Here is a 24,083-nt window from a genome sequence, read left to right as displayed (position 1 = left end):
AAAGCGGTCGACCGCTCGGGTGCCCACTCTTCCTTTCCGGCTCGGTCCGGTTCCGGCCCGGCGTTCTTCGCCCGGCTTCGCATTCCCCTCCTCGGGAGGCCGTGAGTTCTCGGCGCCCTCGGCTCCGCACCAACGACTGGACAACTTGGAGAAGAATCGCATGCACAGCAACCTGATCGTGGCCAGGATGGATCTCGAGTCGGGCGGCCAAGTGGCCGATCTCTTCCGGGAATTCGACGCCACCGAGATGCCGCACCGGATGGGCACGCGCCGGCGCCAGCTCTTCGGCTACCGCGGGCTCTACTTCCACTTGCAGGACTTCGACGGCGAGAACGGCTCGGAGAACATCGAGCAGGCCAAGACGGACCCGCGCTTCATCCGGATCAGCGACGACCTCAAGCCGTTCATCGAGGCGTACGACCCCGCCACCTGGCGCTCGCCGGCCGACGCCATGGCGACCCGCTTCTACCACTGGGAGGCGAAGGCGTGAGCGGGCGGCGCGTAGTCATCACGGGCCTGGAGGTGCTCGCCCCCGGCGGGGTGGGCACCGACGCGTTCTGGTCCCTGCTCAGCGAGGGCCGCACGGCGACCCGCGGCATCACGTTCTTCGACCCCTCGCCGTTCCGCTCCCGGGTGGCGGCCGAGATCGACTTCGACCCGGAGGCCCACGGGCTCGGCCCGCAGGAGATCCGGCGGATGGACCGGGCCGGCCAGTTCGCCGTGGTCGCCGCCCGCGGCGCCCTCGCCGACAGCGGCCTCGACCTGGCCGGCACCCCCGCCCACCGCACCGGCGTCACCGTCGGAACGGCCGTCGGCGCCACCATGGGCCTCGACCAGGAGTACCGGGTCGTCAGCGACGGCGGCCGGCTGAACCTGGTCGACCACACCTACGCGGTGCCGCATCTGTACAACTACCTCGTGCCCAGCTCCTTCGCCGCCGAAGTGGCCTGGGCGGTGGGCGCCGAGGGTGCCAACGCGGTGGTCTCCACCGGCTGCACCTCGGGCATCGACGCCATCGGCTACGCCATCGAGCTGATCCGCGAGGGCTCGGTGGACACCATGATCGCGGGCGCCACCGACGCGCCGATCTCACCGATCACGATGGCGTGCTTCGACGCGATCCGGGCCACCACCCCGCGCCACGACGAGCCGGAGCGGGCCTCGCGTCCCTTCGACAGCACGCGCAACGGCTTCGTCCTCGGCGAGGGATCGGCCTTCTTCGTCCTGGAGGAGCTGGAGAACGCGCGCCGCCGCGGCGCCCGCATCTACGCGGAGATCGCCGGCTACGCGACGCGCAGCAACGCGTACCACATGACGGGTCTGCGTCCCGACGGCGCGGAGATGGCCGAGGCCATCCGGGTCGCCCTGGACGAGGCGCGGATGAACCCCGAGCAGATCGACTACATCAACGCACACGGCTCGGGCACCAAGCAGAACGACCGGCACGAAACCGCCGCGTTCAAGAAGAGCCTGGGCGAGCACGCGTACGCCACCCCCGTCAGCTCCATCAAGTCGATGGTCGGCCACTCCCTCGGTGCCATCGGTGCCATCGAGATCGCGGCCTCGACCCTCGCCATGACCCACCACGTCGTGCCGCCCACGGCCAACCTGCACGAGCCCGACCCCGAATGCGACCTCGACTACGTGCCGGTCACCGCGCGCGAGCACACGACGGACGCCGTCCTGACCGTGGGCAGCGGCTTCGGCGGCTTCCAGAGCGCGATGGTGCTGGCCCGGCCGGAAAGGACCGCCGCATGAGTGCCTCAGTAGTGGTGACCGGGCTGGGGGTCGTGGCGCCCAACGGCCTGGGAGCGCAGGGCTACTGGTCGGCGACCCGGGTCGGCAAGAGCGGCATCGGACGGTTGTCCCGCTTCGACCCCGCCCAGTACCCGAGCAAGCTGGCCGGCGAGATCCACGGCTTCACCGCCGAGGACCACCTGCCGAACCGGCTGATGCCGCAGACCGACCGCATGACCCGGCTGGCACTCGTCGCCGCCGACTGGGCCCTCGAGGACGCCGGCGTGCGCCCCGCGGAACGGCCCGCGTTCGAGATGGGCGTCGTCACCTCCAGCGCGTCCGGCGGGTTCGAGTTCGGCCAGCGCGAACTGGAGCGGCTGTGGGGGCAGGGCAGCGAGTACGTCAGCGCCTACCAGTCCTTCGCCTGGTTCTACGCCGTCAACAGCGGCCAGATCTCCATCCGCCACGGTATGAAGGGCCCCAGCGGCGTCGTCGTCAGCGACCAGGCGGGCGGCCTCGACTCCGTGGCCCAGGCTCGCCGCCAGGTCCGCAAGGGCACGCCGCTGATCGTGACCGGCGCCGTGGACGCCTCCCTGTGCCCCTGGGGCTGGGTGGCGCAGCAGACCAGCGGCCGGCTGAGCACCGGCGAGGACCCGGAGACCGCCTACCTGCCGTTCGACCGGCGGGCCGCCGGCCACGTACCGGGGGAGGGCGGCGCGCTGCTCGTCCTGGAGGGCGAGGACGCCGCCCGCGCCCGCGGGGCCAAGGTCTACGGGGAGATCGCGGGCTACGGTGCCACGTTCGACCCGAAGCCCGGCAGCGGGCGTCCTCCCGCCCTGCGCAAGGCCATCGAACTCGCCCTCGCCGACGCCGGAGTGGACGCCCGGGACGTGGACGCGGTCTTCGCCGACGGCGCGGCCGTCCCCGAGCTGGACCGGATCGAGGCCGAGGCCGTCAACGACGTCTTCGGCCCGGGCCGGGTGCCGGTCACCGTGCCCAAGACGATGACCGGCTCCCTGTACTCCGGGGCGGGTGCCCTCGACCTGGCGACCGCCCTCCTCGCGATGCAGGAGGGGCTGATCCCGCCCACGACGAACACGGAGCCCGACCAGGACTACGGCCTCGACCTCGTCGTCGGCCAGCTGCGCACCACCGAGGTCCGCACCGCGCTGGTGCTGGCGCGCGGCCACCGGGGCTTCAACTCCGCCCTGGTCGTCCGCAGCGCCGACCGACTCCGCTGAACGAAAGGAAACGCCATGGCTGATCAGGAATTCACCCTCGACGACCTCCGCCGCATCCTGGTGGAGGCCGCCGGTGCCGACGAGTCCGTCAACCTCGACGGGGACATCCTCGACACCGACTTCGAGTCACTGAACTACGAGTCCCTCGCTCTGCTGGAGACCGGCAGCCGGATCGAGCGCGAGTACGGCATCTCGCTCGACGAGGACGTGCTCAGCATCGCGCACACCCCGCGCTCGCTCATCGAGACGATCAACTCCCGTCTCCGCGTCGCCGCCTGACCCGCTCCTCCCCGGCGGGACGCCGATCACCGCCCGTACCGCACCGCGCCGCCCCCTCCAGCCCGAGGGGGCGGCGGCGCGTGCGGCGTCCCGCGCACCGCACCACTCACCGAGCCACATCGGACCACTGGAGACGACAGACAATGCCAGACCAGGAGAAGCGGGTCGCTCTCGTCACCGGAGCCACCAGCGGAATCGGCCTCGCGGCCGCCCGGCTCCTCGCCCAGCAGGGCCACCGCGTGTTCCTCGGCGCCCGTGACGCCGACAACGTCGCAGCGACCGTGAAGGAACTCCAGGGCGAGGGCCTGGACGTCGGCGGCACCAGCGTCGACGTCCGCTCGGCCGACGCCGTCCGGGGCTTCGTGCAGGCGGCCGTCGACGCCTTCGGCACCATCGACGTGCTGGTCAACAACGCCGGCCGCAGCGGCGGCGGAGTCACCGCCGACCTACCGGACGAGCTGTGGGCGGACGTCATCGAGACCAACCTCAACAGCGTCTTCCGGGTGACCCGCGAGGTCCTCAACACCGGCGGCATGCGGCACAAGGACCGCGGGCGGATCATCAACATCGCCTCGACGGCGGGCAAGCAGGGCGTCGTCCTCGGCGCCCCGTACTCCGCCTCCAAGCACGGAGTCGTCGGCTTCACCAAGGCGCTCGGCAACGAGCTGGCGCCCACCGGCATCACCGTCAACGCGGTCTGCCCGGGCTATGTGGAGACCCCCATGGCCCAGCGCGTGCGCCAGGGCTACGCCGCCGCCTACGACACCGACGAGGCCGCCATCCTGGAGAAGTTCCAGGCCAAGATCCCGCTCGGCCGGTACTCCACGCCCGAAGAGGTGGCCGGCCTCGTCGGCTACCTGGCCTCCGACACGGCGGCCTCCATCACCGCGCAGGCGCTCAACGTCTGCGGCGGACTCGGCAACTTCTGACGTCCCGAGGAGGGCTGACCATGACCATCCGTGAGGTCGAGCACGAGATCACCGCGGCCGCACCGGCCGAGACGGTGTACCGGCTGATCGCCGAGGTGGCGAACTGGCCGCGGATCTTCCCGCCGACCATCCACGTCGAGCACGCGGAACTCGAGCCCGGAAAGGAGCGCATCCAGATCTGGGCGACCGCCAACGGGGAGGCCAAGAACTGGACCTCGCGCCGCGTCCTGGACCCCGCGAACCTGCGGATCGACTTCCGTCAGGAGGTGTCCACCCCGCCGGTCGCGGCCATGGGCGGCGCCTGGATCATCGAACCGGTCTCCGCGGCACAGTGCCGCATCCGGCTGCTGCACGACTACCGGGCCGTGGACGACGACCCCGCGCACCTGGAGTGGATCGACGAGGCCGTCGACCGCAACTCGCGCTCGGAGCTCGCGGCCCTGCGGACCAACGTCGAGCGCGCCCACGCCGAGGACGCGCTCACCTTCTCCTTCGAGGACTCCGTGACCGTGGACGGCGCCGCCAAGGACGTCTACGACTTCATCAACGAGGCGGACCTGTGGGAGCAGCGGCTGCCCCACGTCGCCACCGTGCGCCTGACCGAGGACACCCCCGGCCTCCAGACCCTGGAGATGGACACCCGCGCCCGGGACGGCTCCGTGCACACCACCAAGTCGTACCGGGTGACGTTCCCGCACCACCGGATCGCCTACAAGCAGGTGACCCTCCCGGCGCTGATGACGCTGCACACCGGCTACTGGACCTTCACCGAGACCGACACCGGCGTCACCGCCTCCTCGCAGCACACCGTCGTACTCAACACCGCCAACATCGCCCGCGTCCTCGGCGAGGACGCCACCGTCGCCGACGCCCGCGCGTACGTGCACCAGGCGCTGAGCACGAACAGCAGAGCCACCCTCGGCCACGCCAAGGCGTACGCCGAGGGCCGGCGCTGAGGCCGGTGGCGGACGACGGCCCACGGAGCACCCGCGGTGATGCCGACGATCCCCCTGCCGCGCGACCCGCCCCGGCTCTCGCTGTGGCTGGTGCGCCCCCCGCCGCCGGACAGCCCCGCGGCGTCCCGGCTGGCGGCACGTGAACTCGACGCCGCGGAAGTACGCCGCGCGGAACTGTACCTGCGTCCCCAGGACCGGGTGCAGTACCTCGCGGCGCACATCGCGCTGCGCCGGATCCTCGCCGCCGCCACCGGCTACCCGCCCGAGCGGCTGCGGCTGGGCCGCGCACCCGGCCCGGCGTCCGCGCGCGGCACAGGCCGGCCCGTGCTGTGGGACCCGCCCGTGCCGCTGCACTTCTCCCTGTCGCACAGCCACGGACTGATCCTCATCGGGACGGCCGCAGTGGTCGTCGGCGTGGACGTGCAGCGCACGCCGACGATCGACACGGTGAGGCTGTGCGGGCCCACGCTCCACCCGGCGGAATGGCGCGAACTGGCGCGCCTGCCCGAGCGGTCGCGGCCGGCGGCCTTCGCGCAGCTGTGGACACGCAAGGAGGCCTATCTGAAGGGACTGGGCACGGGCCTGCGCCGCAGGCCGGCCCTCGACTATCTGGGCGACGGAACCGACGCCGGCGCCCCCGCCCGCCCGTCCGGCTGGATCGTGCGCGACGTACGGGTGGGGCCGCGGCACGCGGCGGCCGCCGTCCTGGCCACGGGCGCGGAGCCGCTCATCACACTGAGCTCGCTGCCGGTGGCCTGCCTGTACGACGGCCCGGCGGGAGCACCGCTGTCGGCGGCGCGACCGCTGGCTTGACGAAGGAGAGGTTCATGGACGCTTCGGTGGTCATTGTTGGAGCGGGACCCGCCGGGCTGATGCTCGCCGGGGAACTGCGGCTCGCGGGGACCGACGTCATCGTGCTGGAACGGCACCCCCACCGCACCGGGGAGTCCCGGGGCATCGGGCTGACCATCGGCACCATGGAGGTGTTCGACCAGCGCGGACTCCTCGGCCGGCTCGGTGCGTACGAGACCAGCGGCATGGGCCACTTCGGCGGCCTGCCGCTGGACATGGGCATCCTCGAAGCGGCGCACGAGGCGGCCCGCACCGTGCCGCAGTCGGTGACGGAACAGGCCCTGGAGGCCTGGGCGGTCGATCTCGGCGCCGACATACGGCGCGGGCACGAGTGCCTGGCCATCGAGGACACCGGCGACGGGGTCACCGTGACGGTGCGCCACGGGGACGTCGAGGAGACGATCGAGGCCCGCTACCTCGTCGGCTGCGACGGTGGACGCAGCACGGTGCGCAAGGCGGCCGGCTTCGACTTCCCCGGCACCGCCGCCACGACCGAGATGCTCCTCGCCGACCTGCGCGGCGTCGAGCTGGCACCCCGGATGACCGGACAGCAGGTCGGCGGCGGCTTCGTGATGGTCGCCAAGCTGGCCGGCGGAATCCACCGCGTCATCGTCGGCGAGCGGGGCATCGCCCCCCGCCGCCGCACCGCCGCCCCCGAGTTCGCCGAGGTCGCCGACCTCTGGAAGCGCCTCACCGGCATCGACATCTCGCACGCCGAGCCGGTCTGGGTCAGCGCCTTCGGCGACGCCACCCGCCAGGTCACCGAGTACCGGCGGGGCCGCGTCCTGCTGGCCGGCGACTCCGCCCACGTGCATCTGCCCGCCGGCGGCCAGGGCATGAACACCAGCATCCAGGACTCCTACAACCTGGGCTGGAAGCTGGCCTCCGTGCTGCGCGGCGACGCGCCCGAGGAACTCCTCGACACCTACCACTCCGAGCGCCACGAGGTCGGCCGGAACCTGCTCGCCAACACCCGGGCGCAGAGCCTGCTGGTCCTGGGCGGCGAGGAGGCCGAGCCGCTGCGCGGCGTCCTCGCCGAACTGATCCGCCACCCCGACGCCGCCCGCCACCTGGCGGCCAAGGTCAGCGGCCTGGACATCCGCTACGACGTCGGTGGCGGCACCAGCGCGCTGCTCGGCCGCCGGCTCCCGCACCTCCAGCTCGCCACGGCCGCCAGCCCGACGAGCAGCACCGCGCTGCTGCGGGCCGGGCGCGGGGTCCTGCTCGACCTCGACGACAACGCCGTACTGCGCCGCCGGGCCCAGGCCTGGCGGGACCGCGTCGACGTCGTGACCGCGACCGCCGACGCCGTTCGGGAGAACAGCCCGGCGGCCGGCACCACGGCCGTTCTGCTGCGGCCCGACGGCTATGTCGCCTGGGCCGCCCCCGGCAGCCACCAGCAGCTGAACTCCGCCCTCACCCGCTGGTTCGGGCCCGCCGCGGACCGACGCCGATGAGCCGGCACGACGCGGCCGCCGGCCACGCCGACGTGATCCTGGCCGGAGCCGGGCCCGTCGGACTGTTCCTCGCGGCCGAGTTGCGGGCCGGCGGCGCGGACGTCCTCGTCCTGGAGCGGCTGACCGAGCCGACGGGGGAGTCCCGGGCGTCCGTCCTGCACGCGCGGACCATGGAGATCTTCGCCGACCGCGGCCTGCTGCCAAAGCTCGGCGACCTTCCGGCCGTGGGACCCGGCCACTTCGGCGGCCTGCGGCTCGACCTCGCCGAGGCCGACCCGGACCATCCGTACGCCGGGCAGTGGGAGTGCCTCCAGTACCACCTGGAGACCGAACTGGAGCGCCACGCCCTCGACCTGGGTGCCCGGATCCGGCGCGGGCACACCGTGACCGGTCTGCGGCAGACCGCCGACCGGGTCCACGTCGACGTACGCGGGCCCGGCGGCCGCGGCCACCGGCTCACCGCCGCCTACCTGGTCGGCTGCGACGGCGAGGACAGCACCGTGCGCGGCCTCGGCGGGTTCGAGTTCGCCGGACGCGAGGCCGACCGGGTGATGCTGCGCGCGGACGTCGCCGGCCTCGACATCGACGACCGGCGGCTCAAGCGCTATCCCGCCGGGATCGCCACCGCCTACCGCCGGCCCGACGGCACCACCCGGCTCATGGTCCACCGGCACGGCGAACAGCCCACCGGCGACGTGACCTTCTCCCAGGTCGCGGCCGCCTGGTCCGCGGTGACCGGGGAGGACATCGGGCACGGGCGCGCACTCTGGCTCAACCGCTTCGGCAACGCCTCCCGCCAGGCCACCGAGTACCGGCGCGGCCGGGTGCTGCTCGCCGGTGACGCCGCGCACCGCCAGATGCCGGTGGGCGGCCAGGCGGTGAACCTCGGTCTCCAGGACGCGGCCGACCTCGGCCCCAAGCTCGCCCGGGTGGTCACCGGGCAGGCGGCGCCCCGGCTGCTCGACACCTACCACGCCGAGCGGCACCCGGCCGGGGCGCACACGCTGGCCAACATCCGGGCCCAGGCCCACCTGCTGTTCGGCCCGGACGAGGTGACCGCACTGCGCGAAGTCTTCGGCGAACTGCTGGAGTTCGCCACCGTCCGGCGCCACCTCGCCCGCACGATCAGCGGCCTCGACGCCGCCGCACCGCCCCCGCGGCCCGCACCGGACACCCGGCCGCACTCCTCGCACACCCACCTACCCGGAAGGTCAACCGTGGACAGGCTCACCGACAAGACGGCCCTCGTCACCGGCTCCAGTCGCGGCATCGGCAGGGCGACGGCGATCCGTCTCGCCCGTGAGGGCGCGCTGGTCGCCGTGCACTACGCGGCCAACGACGAGGCCGCCGACGACACCGTCCGGCTCATCGAGAAGGAGGGCGGCAGCGCCTTCAAGGTCCGGGCGGAACTCGGCGTCCCCGGCGACGTGCACGAACTCTTCCTCGGGCTGGAACGCGGCCTCAAGGAGCGCATCGGGGAGACCCGCCTCGACATCCTCGTCAACAACGCCGCCGTCACCTCCACCGGATCGGCGCCCGAGGACCTCACCCCCGAGGAGTTCGACCGGTACTTCGCGGTCAACGCCAAGGCGCCGTACTTCATCGTCCAGCGGGCCCTGGAGCAGATGCCGGCCGGCGGCCGGATCGTCAACATCACCACGGGTGTCACCCGCACCTCCGTGCCCGACCAGGTCGCCTACGCCATGACCAAGGGCGCCGTCGAGCAGCTCACCTTCCAGCTGGCCCGGACGCTCGCGCCGCGCGGCATCACGATCAACAGCGTGGCCCCGGGCATCACCGACAACGGCGGCGCCGTCTTCGACAACCCGCAGGCCGTCGAGGCGATGGCCCGGTTCTCGGCCTTCAACCGGGTCGGCGAGGCCGGCGACGTGGCCGACGTCATCACCTTCCTGACCACCGACGAGGCCCGCTGGATCACCGGCGCCTTCGTCGACGCCACCGGCGGCACCCTGCTCGGCTGACCCGCCGGCACCCGAACCGACCCAGTGTGAGAGGGAGACCATGTCCGCTCAGAGCGCGCGCATCGCCGTCGTCACCGGAGCCAACAAGGGGATCGGCCGCGAAATCGCCCGGCAGCTCGCCGAGCGCGGCCACGTCGTCTACCTGGGAGCCCGCGACGCGGAGCGCGGCCGGACCACCGAGCGCGAACTGCGCGCCGACGGCCTCGACGTACGCTTCCTGCACCTCGACGTGACGGACGAGAAGTCCGCCGAACTCGCCGCCCGGCGGCTGACGGAGGAAGCGGGTCTCCTGCACGTCCTGGTCAACAACGCCGGCGTCGGCGGCCCCATGCTGCCGCCGAGCCGGACGCCGGCCGACCAGGTGCGCACCGTCTACGAGACCAACGTCTTCGGTGTCGTCACGGTGACCAACGCCCTGCTGCCCCTGCTGCGCGAGGCACCGTCCGCCCGCATCGTCAACGTCAGCAGCGCCATCGGTTCGCTCTCGGCGGCCGCCGCCAACCTCGACCCGACCGGGGTGCACCCGCCCGGCGAGTTCCCCGTCATGCTCTCGTACGCCACCTCCAAGGCCGCCCTCAACGCCGTCACCCTGACGTACGCCAACGAACTGCGAGGCACCGGCATCCTGGTGAACGCCGCCTCCCCGGGATTCGTGGCCACGGACATCAACGGCCACCACGGCACCCTCACCACCGAGCAGGGAGCGCACATCCCGGTGCTCCTGGCCACCCTCGGCGACGACGGGCCCACCGCGACCTTCCTCGGCGAGGACGGCACCCCCCAGGGACAGGCCCTGCGGTGGTGACCGGCACCGCGGCGGGCCCGCGCACGGCGCGGCCGCACTGGGACGCCCGGCAGTGGACCCAGCTCCTCGTGCTCTCGGGCAACATGCTGCTCGACGCCATCGAGGTGTCCGTGGTGCTCATCGCGCTGCCGACGATCGCCGACGGCTTCGGGCTGACACCGTGGGGTGCCCAGTGGCTGATGAGCGGCTTCGCCCTCGGGTTCGCCGCACTGCTGCTGCTCGGCCCGTCCCTGTACGCCGGAGCGGGACGGCGGCGCGGCTACCTGGGGGCGATGCTGCTGTTCGCACTGGCCTCCGTGGCGGGCGCCTTCGCCGACGGCCTGGCCCTCCTGGTCGCGGTCCGCGTCGTCAAGGGCGGCTGCGCGGCCCTGACCGCACCGACCGGCCTGGCCATCATCAACGACCTGTTCCCCGAGGGGGCCGCCCGGCGCAGGGCCCTGTCCGTCTACTCGCTCTTCGGCGCGGCCGGATTCACCGCGGGACTGCTCCTGGGCGGGCTGTTGCTGGAGGCGAGCTGGCGGTGGGTCTTCGTCTTCCCCGCACCGATCGCCCTGGCGCTGCTGGTGGCCGGACTGTACGTCCTGCCGCGGGAACGGGGCACCCGGCGGCCTGCGCGGTCCCGGCCGGCCCCGCCCTCCCGCCGGACCCTGCTGAAGGAGCCCGCGCTGCTGCGCTCCGCGCTGGGCGCCGCGTCGCTCAACGGCACCTATCAGTGCCTTCTGGTGCTGATGGTGTTCCAGGCGCAGGACGACTTCGGCTGGCCCCCGTGGCAGACCGCGCTCGCCCTCCTGCCGGCCTGCGTCCCCCTCGCGCTGACCGTGCCCGTCGCCGGCGGGCTCATCGCCCGGTACGGAACCCGCCGGCTGGTGACCCTCGGCGCGTTCTTCCCCGTCCTCGGGTACGCCCTGTACCTGGCCCGGCCCGAGGGCAGCCCGTACGTCCTCGGCATGCTGCCGTCCCTGCTGCTCGTCGAGGCGGGCTTCTGCTGCGCCTTCGTCGCCCTGAACACCCAGGCCGCGGCGGCGTTCGAGGCGGCGGCCCGGGGCGCGGCCGTCTCGCTCTACCAGACCTGCGTGCAGCTCGGCGCCGGGGTGCTGCTGCCGCCCGCCGCGCTGCTCCTGACCCACGGCGACGGCCCGCGTCCGGCGCTGGCCCTCGTCACCGCGGCCGGGGCCCTCGGCCTCGTCGCCGCGCTCGCCGGACGCCGGGCCCGGACCCGTCCGTGACCCCCGTACGCACCACCCGTTCACCACACCAAGGAGGCCCATCCGTCATGGCCGTCGAATCGCCCGAGCACGCCGCAGTGAACCCCGGCCCGATCATGGGTCTCGTCCTCGGTTCCTGGCAGGCGCACATGCTGCTGGCCGCCGTCGAGCACAACGTCTTCACCGAGCTGTCGAAGCAGGCGGCGACCTCCCACGAGCTCGCCGAGCGCATCGGGCTGGTCCAGCTCGGCACCCACGACCTGCTCTCCGGCCTCAGCCACCTCGGCCTGCTCCAGACCCGGGACGGCAAATTCACCAACTCCGCCGTGGCCGAGCAGTTCCTGGTCCGCGGCCGCCCCGAATACCTCGGCGGCTACCTGCACTTCTGCCGGCAGGAGCTGAACCCCGCCTGGGGCGGCCTCGCCGAGTCGCTGCGCACCGGCAAGCCCCAGAACCAGGCCGCGGTGGCCGGCAACCCGTACGACAGCCTGTACGCGGACGCCGAGGCCACCGACGGCTTCCTGGACAGCATGGACCTGCTCAACACGCCCATCTCCGTCGCCCTGAGCCGCTTCGACTGGAGCGGCTACACGTCCTTCGTCGACGTCGGCGGAGCCCGCGGCAACTTCGCCCACCAGGTGGTCACGCACAACCCGCACCTGAAGGGCGCCGTCTTCGACCTGCCCCCGCTGGAGCCGGCCTTCGAGCGGCACATGGACCGGCTCGGCGGCACCCCCTCGCCGGTCACCTTCCACGGAGGCGACTTCTTCAAGGACGACCTGCCCACGGCCGACGTCCTCGTCTTCGGCCACGTCCTGCACAACTGGGGCGTCGAGGACCGCATCACGCTGCTGAAGCGGGCCTACGACGCCCTGGAGCCCGGCGGCTCCGTCTTCGTCTACGACCCGATGGCCGGCGGCGAACAGCCCGCCATGCACGGCGCGCTGGCCGGGCTCACCATGCTGGTCTGGTCCCGCGGCGGCCACGAGTACACCGCCGACGACCTGCACGGCTGGCTGCGCGAGGCCGGCTTCTGGCCGGAGACGGTGAAGGTGGCCGACCTGAACGACGACGTCCTGGTCATCGGGCGCAAGCCGTGACCGCCCCCGGTCCCGAGGAGACGACGATGCCCGGCACCTCGGACGTCCGGCCGGACATCGGCCGCCAGGACGTCACCATCGCCCTGGTCGACGAGGCCGTGGGCGGCAGCCCCGAGCGCCTGGAGTCCGCCGCGGCCGCGGTCGTCGCCCGCTGGCGCTCCACCCCGTGGCCCGAAGGCCTGGTCGCCCTGTCCCTGTTCACCGGCACCGACGGCACGTCCCTGCTGACCTACGCCCAGTGGGACACGGACGGCACGTCGCAGGAGGCCCTGCGGGAAGCGGCACGGGACCTCCGGCCCGACTGGCACGCGCTCGGCCTGAGCGCCGGCGAGCCCCGCGCCTTCGAGCTGTACCGGGTGGTGCGGCCCACCGACCTGCCCGAGCCGCTGCCGGTCGTCCAGTGCTACCCGGCCGCGTTCTTCGCCATGAACGACGGCCGGACCGCGCGCGCGTGGGTCGACGGGCTGCTCGGCAAGGAGGAGAAGACCGAGGGCGAGGACCGCGCCTACCCGGGCGCCCTCGCCGCCAACTTCCACGTCTCCGCCGACGACGACGGGATCTTCCTGCTGTCCGAGTGGGCCTCGGAGGCCGAGGCCGTGGTCCACATCAAGGAGGTGATCGAACCGCTCCTGGAGTACATGGGGCAGGCGGAGGCCGGAGCGGGCCGCCGCTACGCCTTCCGCACGACCGTCCCGGCGGCCGGCTGAGCCCCGGCCGGGCGGCAGACCCGGCGGCGCGCCCCGGCGGGTCCGCCGCACCCCTCGCACGACCTGACACGAAAGGCACGACATTGTCTGCACGGGAAGTCGTCTTCGGCTTCGGTGCGCACAGCACCATCGGCGACGCGCCGGAACTGCTCGACATGGCCCGGCTCGCCGACCGGGAGGGACTCGACCTGTTCTCCCTGTCGGACCACCCCTACGTCGGCCAGCGCCTGGACGCCTATGCCGCCCTGGGCTTCGTCATCGGACGTACGCAGCGCCTCGCGGGGTTCGCGAACGTCAGCAACCTGCCCACCCGGCCCCCCGCCATGCTGGCCCGGACCGTGACGTCGCTGGCCGCCCTGTCCGGCGGCCGGGTCGTGCTCGGCATGGGCGCCGGCGGACTGTGGGAGCGGATCGCCGACATGGGGGTGGCACGGCTCTCGCCGTCCGACGCCGTGGACGCCTTCGAGGAGGCGATCGTCCTCGTCAAGAAGTTGTCGGGCGGAGGGCCGCCGGTCACCTTCGAGGGCCGTCACTACCGGGTGAACCAGATCGAACCGGCCCCGGTGGCGCCGCCCCCGGTGTGGACCGGCTCGGTCGGCCGCAAGTCCCTGGCCGCCACAGGCCGGGTGGCGGACGGGTGGATCCCCGGTCACGCGGCGGACTGGGCCAGCGAGCGCTACCGGGCGTCGCGCCCGGTCATCGACGAGGCGGCCGCCGCCGCGGGCCGCGACCCGCGCGAGATCCGCACGGTCTTCAACTTCCCGGGCCACATCACCGACCGGCCGCTGGCCGCCACACGGGACCGCGACGGCCGGTGGGTCGGCGGATCCACCGGCCAGTGGATCGAGGAGCTGACCGCCGCCGTGCTCCAGCACGGTGCCTCCGGCTTCATGCTCTTCTCGCCCCGCGGCGGCACACCGGACCTGCCCTCGCTCGCCCGCTGGGCCGGGGAGATCGCGCCGGCGGTGCGCGAGGCCGTCGCCAAGGACGCGCCGTAGGCCGGCCTTTCACGCTCCCGGGCCTCGGCGGTCCTCAGCGGTCCGTGCGGTCCTCAGCGGTTGTCGGCAGTTGTCGGCGGTTCTCTCAGCCAGTCCTCAGTCAGTCCCAGTCCCAGTCCCAGTCCTCAGCTCCGAAGGGTTATCCATGAGCAGGCTCCAGAACAAGACAGCGCTGGTCACCGGCGCCAGTCGCGGCATCGGGCGCGGCATCGCGCTCCGGCTCGCGCAGGACGGCGCGGTCGTCGCGGTGAACTACTCGGACAACGAGGGCGCGGCGAAGGAGACCGTGGCCCTCGTCGAGGAGGCGGGCGGCCGTGCCTTCACCGTGCAGGCCCGGCTGGGCACGCCCGGTGCGGTGGAGCAGCTGCTGGAGGGGGTGGCGGCCGGACTGGTCGAGCGCACCGGCTCCAGCCGGCTGGACATCCTGGTGAACAACGCCGCCGCCACCGGGTTCACCGGTGCGGGACCGAGCGCGGTCACCGAGGACATCATCGACAACTGCTACACCGTCAACGCCAAGGCGCCGTTCTTCCTCATCCAGAAGGCGCTGGAGCTGATCCCGGACGGCGGCCGCATCGTCAACGTCTCCTCCGGCGTCACCCACTCCGCGTTCCCCATCCAGATCGCCTACGCGATGAGCAAGGGCGCCCTGGAGCAGATCACGCTGCACATGGCGCCGGTGCTCGCGCCCCGCAACATCACCATCAACACGGTGGCCCCCGGCATCACCGACAACGGCGACCCGGTCTTCCAGGACCCGGAGGCGCTCGAGCAGATGTCCGCCCTGTCGGTGTTCAACCGGGTCGGCGAGGTCTCGGAGGTGGCGGACATCGTCGCGTTCGCCGCGTCCGACGACGCCCGCTGGGTCACCGGCTCGTTCATCGACGCCACCGGCGGCACGCTACTCGGCTGAGGAGCCCTCATGCAGAACGACATACAGTCGGCCGTGGGCTTCGCCCACGCCAAACCGGAGCGGGCGGCGGAACTGGCCGCCCTGCTCGTCTCCTTCGCGGAACGCTCGCGCGGCGAGGAGGGCTGCCTGGGCAGCTGGATCAACCGGGACGCGGACGACGCGGACCTCTTCGTCTTCTACGAGACGTGGGCGACGAAGAAGGACCTGGCCCGGCACCTGGCCCAGCCGTACATGAAGGAGTTCCTGGCCGGCCGCATGGAGTACCTGGCCAAGGACCTGGAGGTGCGCCAGTTGCACCCCGTGGGCGGCACCGGACCGCACCCGGACGGGGCCGCGGGCGAGCCGGCCGGCCCGGAGGAGATGAACCAGCGGTACCTGGACGCCTACGCCGCCCGGGACATCGACGCGATCATGGCGGTGTACGCACCGGGTGCCGCGGCGGTCTGGGAGCCCGGCAAGGCGGTCAGCGGCCCCGGACACCGGGAGGCCGTCGCCGAGTTCCTGAAGCGGGAGCCGAAGCTGTCGGCCGAGGTGAGCGAGAGCTACGTCGTCGGCGACACCGCCGCGCTGGTCGTCGACTGGAGCATCGAGGTGCCCGGCGCGCCGGAGATGACCGGGACCGGCCGCGGGCTCGACGTGCTGCGCAGGAACGCCGCCGGGGAATGGCGCTACCTCATCACCAATCCGTTCGGGAGTGCGTGACATGCGGATCGAAGGCAGTGTCGCGGTGGTCACCGGTGCCGCGAGCGGCATCGGCAAGGCCCTCGCGGAGCAGCTCGCCCTGGCCGGCGCCCGCGCGGTCGTCGTCTCCGACATCGACGCGGAGGGCGCCGAGCGGGTGGCCTCCGCGATCGACGGCGACACGCTCGCCGTACGGACGGACGTGGCCGACGAGACCTCCGTGCGGGAACTCGTCGCCCGCACCCGGGAACGCTTCGGCGACGTCGACCTGTTCGTCTCCAACGCGGGACTCACCGTGACCGGCAGCTTCGACGCGTCGGACGACGACTGGAAGCGCGCCCTCGACGTCAACATGATGTCGCACGTGTACGCCGCGCGGGCGGTGCTTCCGGCCATGCTGGAGGCGGGCCGCGGCCACCTCCTCCAGACGATCGCCGCCTGCGGCGTCCTCACCGCCTTCGGCGCGGCGCCGTACTCGGTCGCCAAACAGGGGGCCGTGGCGTTCGCCGAGTACCTCGCGGTCGAGTACGGCGGCCGGGGCATCGGCGTCTCCTGTCTGCTGCCGCAGGCGGTCGACACGCCGATGCTGGCGGCCAGCGTCGCCGACAACGAGCAGCTCGCCCTGTTGAAGGAGCACTCCGAGGTACTGACGCCGCGGCAGGTCGCGCTGGCCGCGCTCGCCGGTGTGGAGGAGAACCGGATGCACATCTTCACGCACCGCGGCTCGGCCGACTCCTTCCGCCTGCGCGCCGACGACGCCGACAAGTGGGTGGCCGAGATGCGCGCCATCCGCAGCGGGCGGCCCTGACCGGCCCACGGGCCGCCGGACACGGGCGGGTGCGGTGCGTTCGGCGCGCACCGCACCCGCCGCCGTGGCACCGCCGCCGTGGCACCTCTTTCACGTTTCACGCCGAGTCCGTCCCCTTCGCCGTGCCGGGCCCCCGGGCCCCGGGCCGACAGGAAGGAAAACCATGTCCGAGCACATACTGCGGCTGGCCGTGATCATCGGTTCGTCCCGCGAGGGCCGCACCGGTCCTGCCGTTGCCCGCTGGTTCGTCGAGGAGGCCGAATCCTCGGCGATGTTCGACGTCGACGTCCTGGACCTGGCCGGCGTCGAACTGCCGCTGTCGCTGACGCACGGCGCCGGGTCGGAGTCGGCCGAGGCACTGGGCGCGGTCGGTGACCGCCTCGACTCGGCGGACGCCTTCGTGGTGATCACGCCCGAGTACAACCACAGCTTCACCGCACCGATGAAGAACCTGATCGACTGGCACCGCACGCAGTGGCAGGCCAAGCCGGTGTCGTTCGTCTCCTACGGCGGCCTCTCGGGAGGCCTGCGCGCGGTGGAGCAGCTCCGCCAGGTCTTCGCGGAACTGCACGCGGCCACCATTCGGGACACCGTCAGCTTCCACGGTGTCTGGCAGTACGTCGGCGACGACGGGGCCCTGCGCGCGCCCGACGCCACCGTGCCCGCCAAGGTCATGCTCGAAAAACTCCAGTGGTGGGCGGCCGCGCTCAAGGACGCCCGCACCCTGCGCCCGTACGCCGCCTGACGCGCCCGGACACCGTCCGAGGCGCTCGGCGCGACAGCCGGGCGACGCCCGCGATTCACGAGGGAGACGACATGAGTTCCATCCGGGTGGAGGACGGCTACTTCACGCTGTTCAACATCTTTCACACCCAAGGGCCGGAGGGCCAGCGGCGGTTGATGGACCAGTGGCGCGGCCTGCCGCCCGCGCACACCCAGCCGGGTCTGATCTCGGGCAACTTCCACCCGAGCCTCGACGGCAAGTCGGTGATCAACTACGCGCAGTGGGAGAGCAAGGAGGCCTACGACGCCTTCCGCGCGGAGTCCGGCACCCGCCGCCGCTTCGGCGAGGCACTCGCCTACTCGCGCATGGACAGCGTGCCGTGCGAGGTGATCCACACCTGGGAGCCGGTGGTCGAACTGTCCGCGGACAAGCCCCTCTTCACCGTCGCCGTGGTCGTCACGGCACCCGCGGAGCGCCAGGCCGAGGTGGTGCGCGAGATGACCGACGACGACCCGGACCTGGGCGAGACGCCCGGATACGTGAACCATGCCGTGCACCGGGGCCTGTCCGGCGAACACGTGGTCAAGTACGCGCAGTGGCGGGACGAGGAGAGCTTCAAGGCCTTCCTGAGCCGTCCGCGGCGGCCCTCTCCGCTGGATGGTTTCGCCTCGGCGGACCTGTATCTCTGCCGGCTCGAGTACGTCCGGGGCCTGGCATGAGCGGGCGAGGCGGCACCTGGCCCGGGACGGGCACGCTGCGCGCCGCGGCCGGCGCGGCGGGGCGGGGCGCGCAGGAGGCGGACGCGGCGGGGCGGCTCGCCGCGGACACCGTGGAGGCGCTGGCGGCCGCCGGTTTCGCCGCGGCCTTCGGCCCGCCGGGCGCGGAGGGCGCCGGGGCGAGCTTCGGCCAGGTGACCGAGGCCGTGGCCGCGATCGGCGAGGGGTGCACGTCCGCCGCCTGGATCGCCTCGCTGTGGGCGTACAACGGGCGCTTCAGCGCCTACCTGCCGACGGAGGGCCGGCAGGAGGTGTGGGCCAAGGGCCCGGACACCCGCCTGGTCAGCTCCATGGTCGCGGCCGGGGTGGAGGCGGAGCCGACGGACGGCGGCTGGACGCTGTCCGGAACCTGGCTCTACGTCAGCGGTGTCGAGTTCGCCGACTGGGCGCTGCTGAGCTCGGCCCTGCCGCGCGAGGGCGACCGCTCGGTCCGGGTGTTCGCCGTGCCGAAGGACTCCTTCACCCACCGCGAGACCTGGTCGACCCTCGGTATGCGGGCCACCGGCAGCCACACCCTGGCCGTGGACGGGGCGTTCGTGCCGGCCCACCGCTCCTTCCTCTGGGACGACATGCGGCAGGGCGACCTGCCCGGTCCCGCGTCCGCCGTCCACACCGCGCCGCTGTTCGCGGTGAACGGACTGACCTTCGCCGCGCCGGTCCTCGGTGCGGCCAGGGGCGCCCTCGCGCTGGTCGGGCAGCACCTGGGCCGGCCCCCGAGCGGACCCCGTGCCGCCGCCCACGAGACGAGCCGGATCGCCTACGCACGTGCGGCCGGGGAGATCGACGCGGCGGCCCTGCTGCTGTCCCGGGTCGCCGAGACCGCCGACCGGGGGCTGCTGAGCGAGGAGGGAGCGGCCCAACGCTGCCATCGCGACAGCACGCTCGCCGTGGAGATGCTCGTCGGAGCGGTGGACCGGCTCTTCCACGTGACCGGCACACGGGGCCAGGCGACGTCGCACGGGATGCAGCGCATCTGGCGTGACGCCCACGCCGCGGGCTCGCACGCGGCGCTCCAGTTCGAGCCGGCGGCGCTCGGCTACACGCGCGGCCTGCTGCCCGCCTGAGCGTCACGCGAGGGCTGCTGCCCGCCTGAGCGGACGGGGCGCGGCGGCCCGTCGGCACGGGCACGGGAACGGGAGCCCGGCGGTCGTCGCGGGCTCAGTCGCGGGTCCGGGCCGGGGCCGGGGGATCCGGTTCCACGAAGATCACGGGGACCTTGTTGTCGACCAGGATGCGGCCGAGCAGCGCGGCGAGCGCCTCGCGCTCGCCGTCGTCGAGGCCGTCGCCCAGCTCCGCGATCCGCTCGCAGGCGTCGGTGTAGAAGCGGTCGACCAGCCGTGAGCCCTGCGGGGTGAGCGCCACCCGCACCCCGCGGCTGTCCCGCGGGTCGGCCTCACGCCGCACCAGGCCGTTGTTCTCGGTGCGGTCCACCAGTCCGGACAGGCTCGACTTGGCCAGTCCCAGCATCGTGCTCAGCTCACCCATGCCGTAGGGCTGGGCCATGAGCACGCACAGCAGTTGACCCTGCTGCGGTGTCAGGCCGTGCTCCCGGCTCGCCTGGGCGTACACAGCGTTCACCAGGAATGAGGACCGCACCAGCGCGGTCACAATCCCCATCTGGCCCTCATCATGCTTACCCACGGGCCGAGACTATCACGTGATGGTGAAAAGTTCGCAAGCCGAACTGACGTCCTTCTGTCCATCACCGGTCTTCCGTGCCTCGCCCCGGGTGCGGGTATGTGCTGGTGGGGCGCCGGACGGACGGCTGAATTGCGTAACGAATTCCTGTACCTATTTAACCTTCCTCTGTACTTTTCGAGGTTGTGGTTCGGACTGCGAACCACTACTGTTCGTAGTCCGAACTCCGGGCAATTTCTCTTTGGAGCGTGAATCACATGAGTCGTACGGTCGCGGTCATCGGCGGTGGCTACGGAGGCGCCGCGGTCGCCAAGGCGCTGGAGGCCGAGGCTGACGTCGTCCTCGTCGACCCCCGGGACGCGTTCGTCAACGCGGCCGGTTCACTGCGCGCACTGACCCGGCCCGAGTGGTCGGGCAACATGTTCTTCCCCTTCAAGACCCTGCTCACGAAGGGCACGGTCGTCCGCGACCGCGCGGTCTCCGTGGACGCCACCGGCGTCACCCTGGCCTCCGGCGAGCACGTCGCGGCGGACTACGTGGTCCTGGCCACCGGTTCCGGCTACGCGTACCCGGCCAAGCCCGTCTCGGACTCCGTCGCCGAGGCGCGCGACGACCTCCGCCGTACGCACGGTGAACTGCTCAAGTCCGAGAAGGTGCTGATCCTCGGCGCCGGCCCGGTCGGCCTCGAACTGGCCGGCGAGATCAAGGAGGTCTGGCCGGACAAGCAGGTGACCATCGTGGACCCGGCCGACGAGCTGCTGCCCGGCTTCAAGCCGGAGGTCGTCGAGGATCTGCGCGGCCAGCTCGACGCACTGGGTGTCGAGGTGCGCCTGGGCACCTCCCTCGCGAAGCCGCCGAGCACGGAGGCCGGGCACGCGGGCGCCATCACCGTCGCCACCACCGGCGGCGACGAGATCACGGCCGACATCTGGTTCCGCGCGTTCGGCACGAGCACCAACAGCGACTACCTCGCCGACGGCAAGCTCACCACCCGCAACGCCCAGGGCCAGGTCCCGGTCACGGAGCACCTCAACGTCGAGGGGCACGAGAACGTCTACGCGGTCGGCGACATCACCGACGTCGCGGAGGCCAAGATGGCCGGCTACGCGATGCAGCACGCCGAGGTCGTGGCCAAGAACATCATCGCGCAGCTGAAGGGTGAGCAGCCCTCGGCCACCTACCAGCCCCTGCCGTTCCCCATGATCCTGCTCCCGCTCGGCCCCAAGGGCGGCGTGGGGCAGCTGCCCTCGCCCGACGGCCCGTTCGTGGCCCCGGCCGCGATGGTCTCCGAGTACAAGGGCGCGGATCTGTTCACCGGCCGCTTCACCGGGCAGTTCGGCCCGACCGCGGACTGATCCGCCGCACCGCGCAACCACCGCCCGAGCCCGCCGCGCGAGCCCGCCGGTCCTTTGAGAATTCCCCCGCCATTGGACCGGCGAGCTCGCGCGGCGTTCGTGTTTCCCGACTCCGAACTCCCGACTTCCCGACTTCCCGACTTCCCGACTTCGTGTTTCCCGACCCGGAACCGCGCCACTTCCCACACCACGGAGACGAGGCCATGCCACCACCACCCTTCATGGACAGTGCGGGCACCCCGGGCGACGGCCCACCCGCAACGGACACCGGTCGCGCCGCCGAACCCTTCCTGCGCGTCGAGAAGGGCAACCCCGACGAGGCCGAACTCGCCGCCCTGACCGCGGTGCTGCTGGCCCGCACCGGCGCCCTGCCCGGACCGGACGGGCAGGACCCCGACCCGGAGCCGGAGCGCCGCACGGCCTGCTGGCGCCGCCTGGAACGCCGGTCCCGCCCCGGCACTCCGCGCAGCTGGCGCGACACCGTGCCCCGGCGATGACGCTGCCGGGCACGAACGACCGCCCCATGACACCACTGCCCGAAACCGGCGGCCCCGTGGTGCGGGAGATCCTCCTCCCCGCAGGCGGGGTCCCGCTGTCGGGGCTGCTCGCCGAGGCGCGCCCGGGGCCGCCGAGGGCCGTCGTGGTCGCGGTGCACGGCGGTGGCATGCGGGCGGGCTACTTCGACAGCCGCGCCCGCCCGGGGCTCTCGCTGCTCACCCTCGGCGCCGCCCTCGGCTACACCGTCCTGGCCGTCGACCGGCCCGGCTACGGCGCCTCGGCCGCACACCTGCCCCGCGGACAGTCACTGGCCGACCAGGCCGCAACCCTGCACGACGGACTCGACGCCTTCACGGCCGCCCACGACACCGGCGCGGGGCTGTTCGTCGTAGCCCACTCCAACGGCGGCAAACTCGCCCTGGCGGCGGCCGCGGAAGCGCGCGGTGGCGCCCTGCTGGGGCTGGACATCTCCGGCCTCGGCACCCGCCTGGCGGTGAGCGCCCACCAACTGCCCGGACTCGACGGACACGGTGACTGGCGCAGGCACTGGGGCTCACTGCGGCTCTATCCGCCGGACGCCTTCCGGCAGGGGCGGCACCTGGTCTCCCCGGTGCCCGCCCTGGAGGCCCTGGAGGGACCCGAGTGGCCCGCCCTGTACCCGGGCATCGCCCGCCGGGTGCGGACACCGGTCCGCTTCACCTTCGCCGAGCAGGAGCAGTGGTGGCTCTCGGACGACGAGTCCCTGGCCGCCCTGCGCCGGCCGCTCGCCGCGCCACGGGTGCTGTTCGCCCACCAGCCGGACGCCGGACACAACCTCAGTCTGGGCTGGGCCGCCCGCACCTACCACCTCAAGGCCCTCGGCTTCCTGGAGGAATGCCTGCTCGCCCAGGACGCGGCGCCCGCCCAGCGGCGCGCCCGCGCCGCCATCCCCCTAGGAGCACCCACGTAACCGGAAAGACAGGCAGAGATGACCATCGACGTTCTGGAGCACCGCCCGGAGCCCCTGTACCAGTTCCTCGGCATCGTCGACCACCCCGGCGAGTGCCTCGCCCTCCTGGCGAGACCAGCCCTGCTGGCGGGCGAGGAGCGCGACGAGCCGGACCCGTGCATCTTCCGCGGGACCGACTAGCCACCACGCGCCGCGGCGCCGCCCGCACCGCACACCGACCCCTGCCACCCTTCACCTTCCTGGAGAGACATGTCCCGCCGCCTGTTCACCTCGGAGTCCGTGACCGAGGGCCATCCCGACAAGATCGCCGACCAGATCAGCGACACCGTCCTCGACGCACTGCTGCGCGAGGACCCGGCCTCCCGCGTCGCCGTCGAGACGCTGATCACCACCGGGCTCGTGCACGTGGCGGGCGAAGTCACGACGAAGGCGTACGCGCCGATCGCCCCGCTCGTGCGCGACAAGATCCTCGAGATCGGCTACGACTCCTCCCAGAAGGGCTTCGACGGCGCCTCCTGCGGCGTCTCGGTCTCGATCGGCGCGCAGTCGCCGGACATCGCCCAGGGCGTCGACGTGGCGTACGAGAGCCGGGTCGAGGGGGCCGGCACCGGCGGCGGCACCGACGACCTGGACCGGCAGGGCGCCGGCGACCAGGGCCTGATGTTCGGCTACGCCTGCGACGAGACCCCGGAGCTGATGCCGCTCCCGATCCACCTGGCGCACCGGCTGTCCCGCCGGCTGTCGGAAGTCCGCCGCGACGGAACCATGCCCTACCTGCGGCCCGACGGGAAGACGCAGGTCACCATCGAGTACCAGGGCAGCAAGCCGGTACGCCTGGACACCGTCGTCGTGTCCTCCCAGCACGCCGCCGGCATCGACCTGGACGAGCTGCTGACTCCGGACATCCGCCACCACGTCGTCGAGCACGTCCTGGCGCAGCTCGCGGACGACGGCATCAAGCTGGAGACGGACGACCACCGGCTGCTCGTCAACCCGACGGGCCGCTTCGAGATCGGCGGCCCCATGGGCGACGCCGGCCTGACCGGCCGCAAGATCATCATCGACACCTACGGCGGCTACGCCCGGCACGGCGGTGGCGCGTTCTCGGGCAAGGACCCCTCCAAGGTGGACCGCTCGGCGGCCTACGCGATGCGCTGGGTCGCGAAGAACGTCGTCGCCGCGGGCCTGGCGACGCGCTGCGAGGTGCAGGTGGCCTACGCCATCGGCAAGGCCGAGCCGGTCGGCCTGTTCGTCGAGACCTTCGGCACCGCCAGGGTCGCCCAGGCCAGGATCGAGCAGGCCATCACCGAGGTCTTCGACCTCCGGCCGGCCGCGATCATCCGGGACCTGGACCTGCTGCGGCCCATCTACGCGCAGACCGCCGCCTACGGGCACTTCGGGCGCGAACTGCCCGACTTCACCTGGGAGCGCACCGACCGCGCCCAGGCGCTCAAGGACGCCGCCGGGGTCTGACCGGACACCGGTCCGCAGGA

26 protein-coding genes are annotated in these 24,083 nt (G+C 72.7%); 25 read left to right on the top strand and 1 reads right to left on the bottom strand.

Annotated elements, in window-relative coordinates; translation table 11 throughout:
* Positions 1–160: 160 nt before the first annotated feature.
* The 20 genes from B9W62_RS10130 (at position 161) to B9W62_RS10035 (ending at position 19,214) form a co-directional block, all read left to right on the top strand.
* The gene (locus B9W62_RS10130; RefSeq protein WP_087806872.1) at positions 161–490 is read left to right on the top strand and encodes a TcmI family type II polyketide cyclase; all 330 of its coding nucleotides are present in this window, start codon (positions 161–163) and stop codon (positions 488–490) included.
* Positions 487–1,758, top strand: a complete 1,272-nt coding sequence (locus B9W62_RS10125) for a beta-ketoacyl-[acyl-carrier-protein] synthase family protein (protein ID WP_087806871.1) — start codon at positions 487–489, stop codon at positions 1,756–1,758. The genes B9W62_RS10130 and B9W62_RS10125 overlap by 4 nt, the downstream gene beginning before the upstream one ends.
* Positions 1,755–2,978: a ketosynthase chain-length factor gene (locus B9W62_RS10120; protein ID WP_087806870.1), complete on the top strand. Its 1,224-nt coding sequence runs from the start codon at positions 1,755–1,757 to the stop codon at positions 2,976–2,978. Before B9W62_RS10125 ends, B9W62_RS10120 begins: the two co-directional genes overlap by 4 nt.
* Before the next feature lie 15 nt (positions 2,979–2,993).
* On the top strand, positions 2,994–3,257 hold the full coding sequence (locus B9W62_RS10115; RefSeq protein WP_087806869.1) for an acyl carrier protein: 264 nt from the start codon (positions 2,994–2,996) through the stop codon (positions 3,255–3,257).
* Positions 3,258–3,400: 143 nt separating this feature from the next.
* The gene (gene fabG / locus B9W62_RS10110; RefSeq protein ID WP_087806868.1) at positions 3,401–4,186 is read left to right on the top strand and encodes a 3-oxoacyl-ACP reductase FabG; all 786 of its coding nucleotides are present in this window, start codon (positions 3,401–3,403) and stop codon (positions 4,184–4,186) included.
* Positions 4,187–4,206: 20 nt separating this feature from the next.
* The gene (locus B9W62_RS10105; protein ID WP_087806867.1) at positions 4,207–5,142 is read left to right on the top strand and encodes an aromatase/cyclase; all 936 of its coding nucleotides are present in this window, start codon (positions 4,207–4,209) and stop codon (positions 5,140–5,142) included.
* Between the two features lie 39 nt (positions 5,143–5,181).
* Positions 5,182–5,955, top strand: coding sequence for a 4'-phosphopantetheinyl transferase family protein (locus B9W62_RS10100; RefSeq protein WP_087806866.1), 774 nt, complete (start codon positions 5,182–5,184; stop codon positions 5,953–5,955).
* A gap of 14 nt (positions 5,956–5,969) precedes the next feature.
* A complete protein-coding gene (locus B9W62_RS10095; protein ID WP_087806865.1) occupies positions 5,970–7,451 on the top strand; it encodes an FAD-dependent monooxygenase in 1,482 nt (493 codons plus the stop codon).
* Positions 7,448–9,433 carry an SDR family oxidoreductase gene (locus tag B9W62_RS10090; protein WP_087806864.1) on the top strand — a complete coding sequence of 662 codons (1,986 nt, stop codon included), beginning with the start codon at positions 7,448–7,450 and terminating at the stop codon, positions 9,431–9,433. The genes B9W62_RS10095 and B9W62_RS10090 overlap by 4 nt, the downstream gene beginning before the upstream one ends.
* A gap of 40 nt (positions 9,434–9,473) precedes the next feature.
* A complete protein-coding gene (locus tag B9W62_RS10085; RefSeq protein WP_087806863.1) occupies positions 9,474–10,238 on the top strand; it encodes an SDR family oxidoreductase in 765 nt (254 codons plus the stop codon).
* The gene (locus B9W62_RS10080) at positions 10,232–11,464 is read left to right on the top strand and encodes an MFS transporter (RefSeq protein WP_256976259.1); all 1,233 of its coding nucleotides are present in this window, start codon (positions 10,232–10,234) and stop codon (positions 11,462–11,464) included. Before B9W62_RS10085 ends, B9W62_RS10080 begins: the two co-directional genes overlap by 7 nt.
* A gap of 47 nt (positions 11,465–11,511) precedes the next feature.
* Positions 11,512–12,543 (top strand): methyltransferase, encoded by a 1,032-nt coding sequence (locus B9W62_RS10075; RefSeq protein ID WP_087806862.1) that lies wholly within the window; start codon positions 11,512–11,514, stop codon positions 12,541–12,543.
* 26 nt (positions 12,544–12,569) lie between these two features.
* The gene (locus tag B9W62_RS10070) at positions 12,570–13,250 is read left to right on the top strand and encodes a hypothetical protein (RefSeq protein ID WP_087806861.1); all 681 of its coding nucleotides are present in this window, start codon (positions 12,570–12,572) and stop codon (positions 13,248–13,250) included.
* An 83-nt stretch (positions 13,251–13,333) separates the two neighbouring features.
* Complete coding sequence (locus tag B9W62_RS10065) at positions 13,334–14,248, top strand: LLM class flavin-dependent oxidoreductase (RefSeq protein ID WP_087806860.1); 915 nt, start codon at positions 13,334–13,336, stop codon at positions 14,246–14,248.
* Between the two features lie 145 nt (positions 14,249–14,393).
* The gene (locus B9W62_RS10060; RefSeq protein ID WP_087806859.1) at positions 14,394–15,161 is read left to right on the top strand and encodes an SDR family NAD(P)-dependent oxidoreductase; all 768 of its coding nucleotides are present in this window, start codon (positions 14,394–14,396) and stop codon (positions 15,159–15,161) included.
* A gap of 9 nt (positions 15,162–15,170) precedes the next feature.
* Positions 15,171–15,863, top strand: coding sequence for an antibiotic biosynthesis monooxygenase (locus B9W62_RS41110; protein ID WP_087806858.1), 693 nt, complete (start codon positions 15,171–15,173; stop codon positions 15,861–15,863).
* Position 15,864: 1 nt separating this feature from the next.
* A complete protein-coding gene (locus B9W62_RS10050) occupies positions 15,865–16,650 on the top strand; it encodes an SDR family oxidoreductase (RefSeq protein ID WP_087806857.1) in 786 nt (261 codons plus the stop codon).
* Between the two features lie 163 nt (positions 16,651–16,813).
* Positions 16,814–17,395 (top strand): NADPH-dependent FMN reductase, encoded by a 582-nt coding sequence (locus B9W62_RS10045; RefSeq protein ID WP_087806856.1) that lies wholly within the window; start codon positions 16,814–16,816, stop codon positions 17,393–17,395.
* Between the two features lie 71 nt (positions 17,396–17,466).
* The gene (locus B9W62_RS10040; protein WP_087806855.1) at positions 17,467–18,093 is read left to right on the top strand and encodes an antibiotic biosynthesis monooxygenase family protein; all 627 of its coding nucleotides are present in this window, start codon (positions 17,467–17,469) and stop codon (positions 18,091–18,093) included.
* Positions 18,090–19,214, top strand: a complete 1,125-nt coding sequence (locus tag B9W62_RS10035) for an acyl-CoA dehydrogenase family protein (RefSeq protein ID WP_087806854.1) — start codon at positions 18,090–18,092, stop codon at positions 19,212–19,214. Before B9W62_RS10040 ends, B9W62_RS10035 begins: the two co-directional genes overlap by 4 nt.
* Positions 19,215–19,308: 94 nt before the next feature.
* Here B9W62_RS10035 and B9W62_RS10030 read toward each other — a convergent pair whose 3' ends face one another.
* Positions 19,309–19,767, bottom strand: a complete 459-nt coding sequence (locus B9W62_RS10030) for a MarR family winged helix-turn-helix transcriptional regulator (protein ID WP_087806853.1) — start codon at positions 19,765–19,767, stop codon at positions 19,309–19,311.
* A 278-nt stretch (positions 19,768–20,045) separates the two neighbouring features.
* Here B9W62_RS10030 and B9W62_RS10025 point away from each other — a divergent pair, with 278 nt between their 5' ends.
* The 5 genes from B9W62_RS10025 to metK all read left to right on the top strand — a co-directional run bounded on the left by B9W62_RS10025 (position 20,046) and on the right by metK (position 24,063).
* Complete coding sequence (locus tag B9W62_RS10025; protein WP_087806852.1) at positions 20,046–21,143, top strand: NAD(P)/FAD-dependent oxidoreductase; 1,098 nt, start codon at positions 20,046–20,048, stop codon at positions 21,141–21,143.
* Positions 21,144–21,346: 203 nt separating this feature from the next.
* Positions 21,347–21,640 carry an acyl-CoA carboxylase epsilon subunit gene (locus tag B9W62_RS10020; protein WP_256976258.1) on the top strand — a complete coding sequence of 98 codons (294 nt, stop codon included), beginning with the start codon at positions 21,347–21,349 and terminating at the stop codon, positions 21,638–21,640.
* A gap of 26 nt (positions 21,641–21,666) precedes the next feature.
* Positions 21,667–22,590 carry an alpha/beta hydrolase gene (locus B9W62_RS10015; protein ID WP_087811839.1) on the top strand — a complete coding sequence of 308 codons (924 nt, stop codon included), beginning with the start codon at positions 21,667–21,669 and terminating at the stop codon, positions 22,588–22,590.
* Positions 22,591–22,608: 18 nt separating this feature from the next.
* On the top strand, positions 22,609–22,770 hold the full coding sequence (locus B9W62_RS40145) for a hypothetical protein (RefSeq protein ID WP_179235416.1): 162 nt from the start codon (positions 22,609–22,611) through the stop codon (positions 22,768–22,770).
* A gap of 69 nt (positions 22,771–22,839) precedes the next feature.
* Positions 22,840–24,063 carry a methionine adenosyltransferase gene (gene metK / locus B9W62_RS10010; RefSeq protein WP_087806850.1) on the top strand — a complete coding sequence of 408 codons (1,224 nt, stop codon included), beginning with the start codon at positions 22,840–22,842 and terminating at the stop codon, positions 24,061–24,063.
* Positions 24,064–24,083 lie beyond the last annotated feature (20 nt).

This window comes from Streptomyces sp. CS113 (assembly GCF_002188365.1).
Taxonomy (GTDB): domain Bacteria; phylum Actinomycetota; class Actinomycetes; order Streptomycetales; family Streptomycetaceae; genus Streptomyces; species Streptomyces tendae.
Note: the sequence above shows the minus strand (reverse complement) of the source record. Positions and strands in the feature narration are given on the sequence as shown.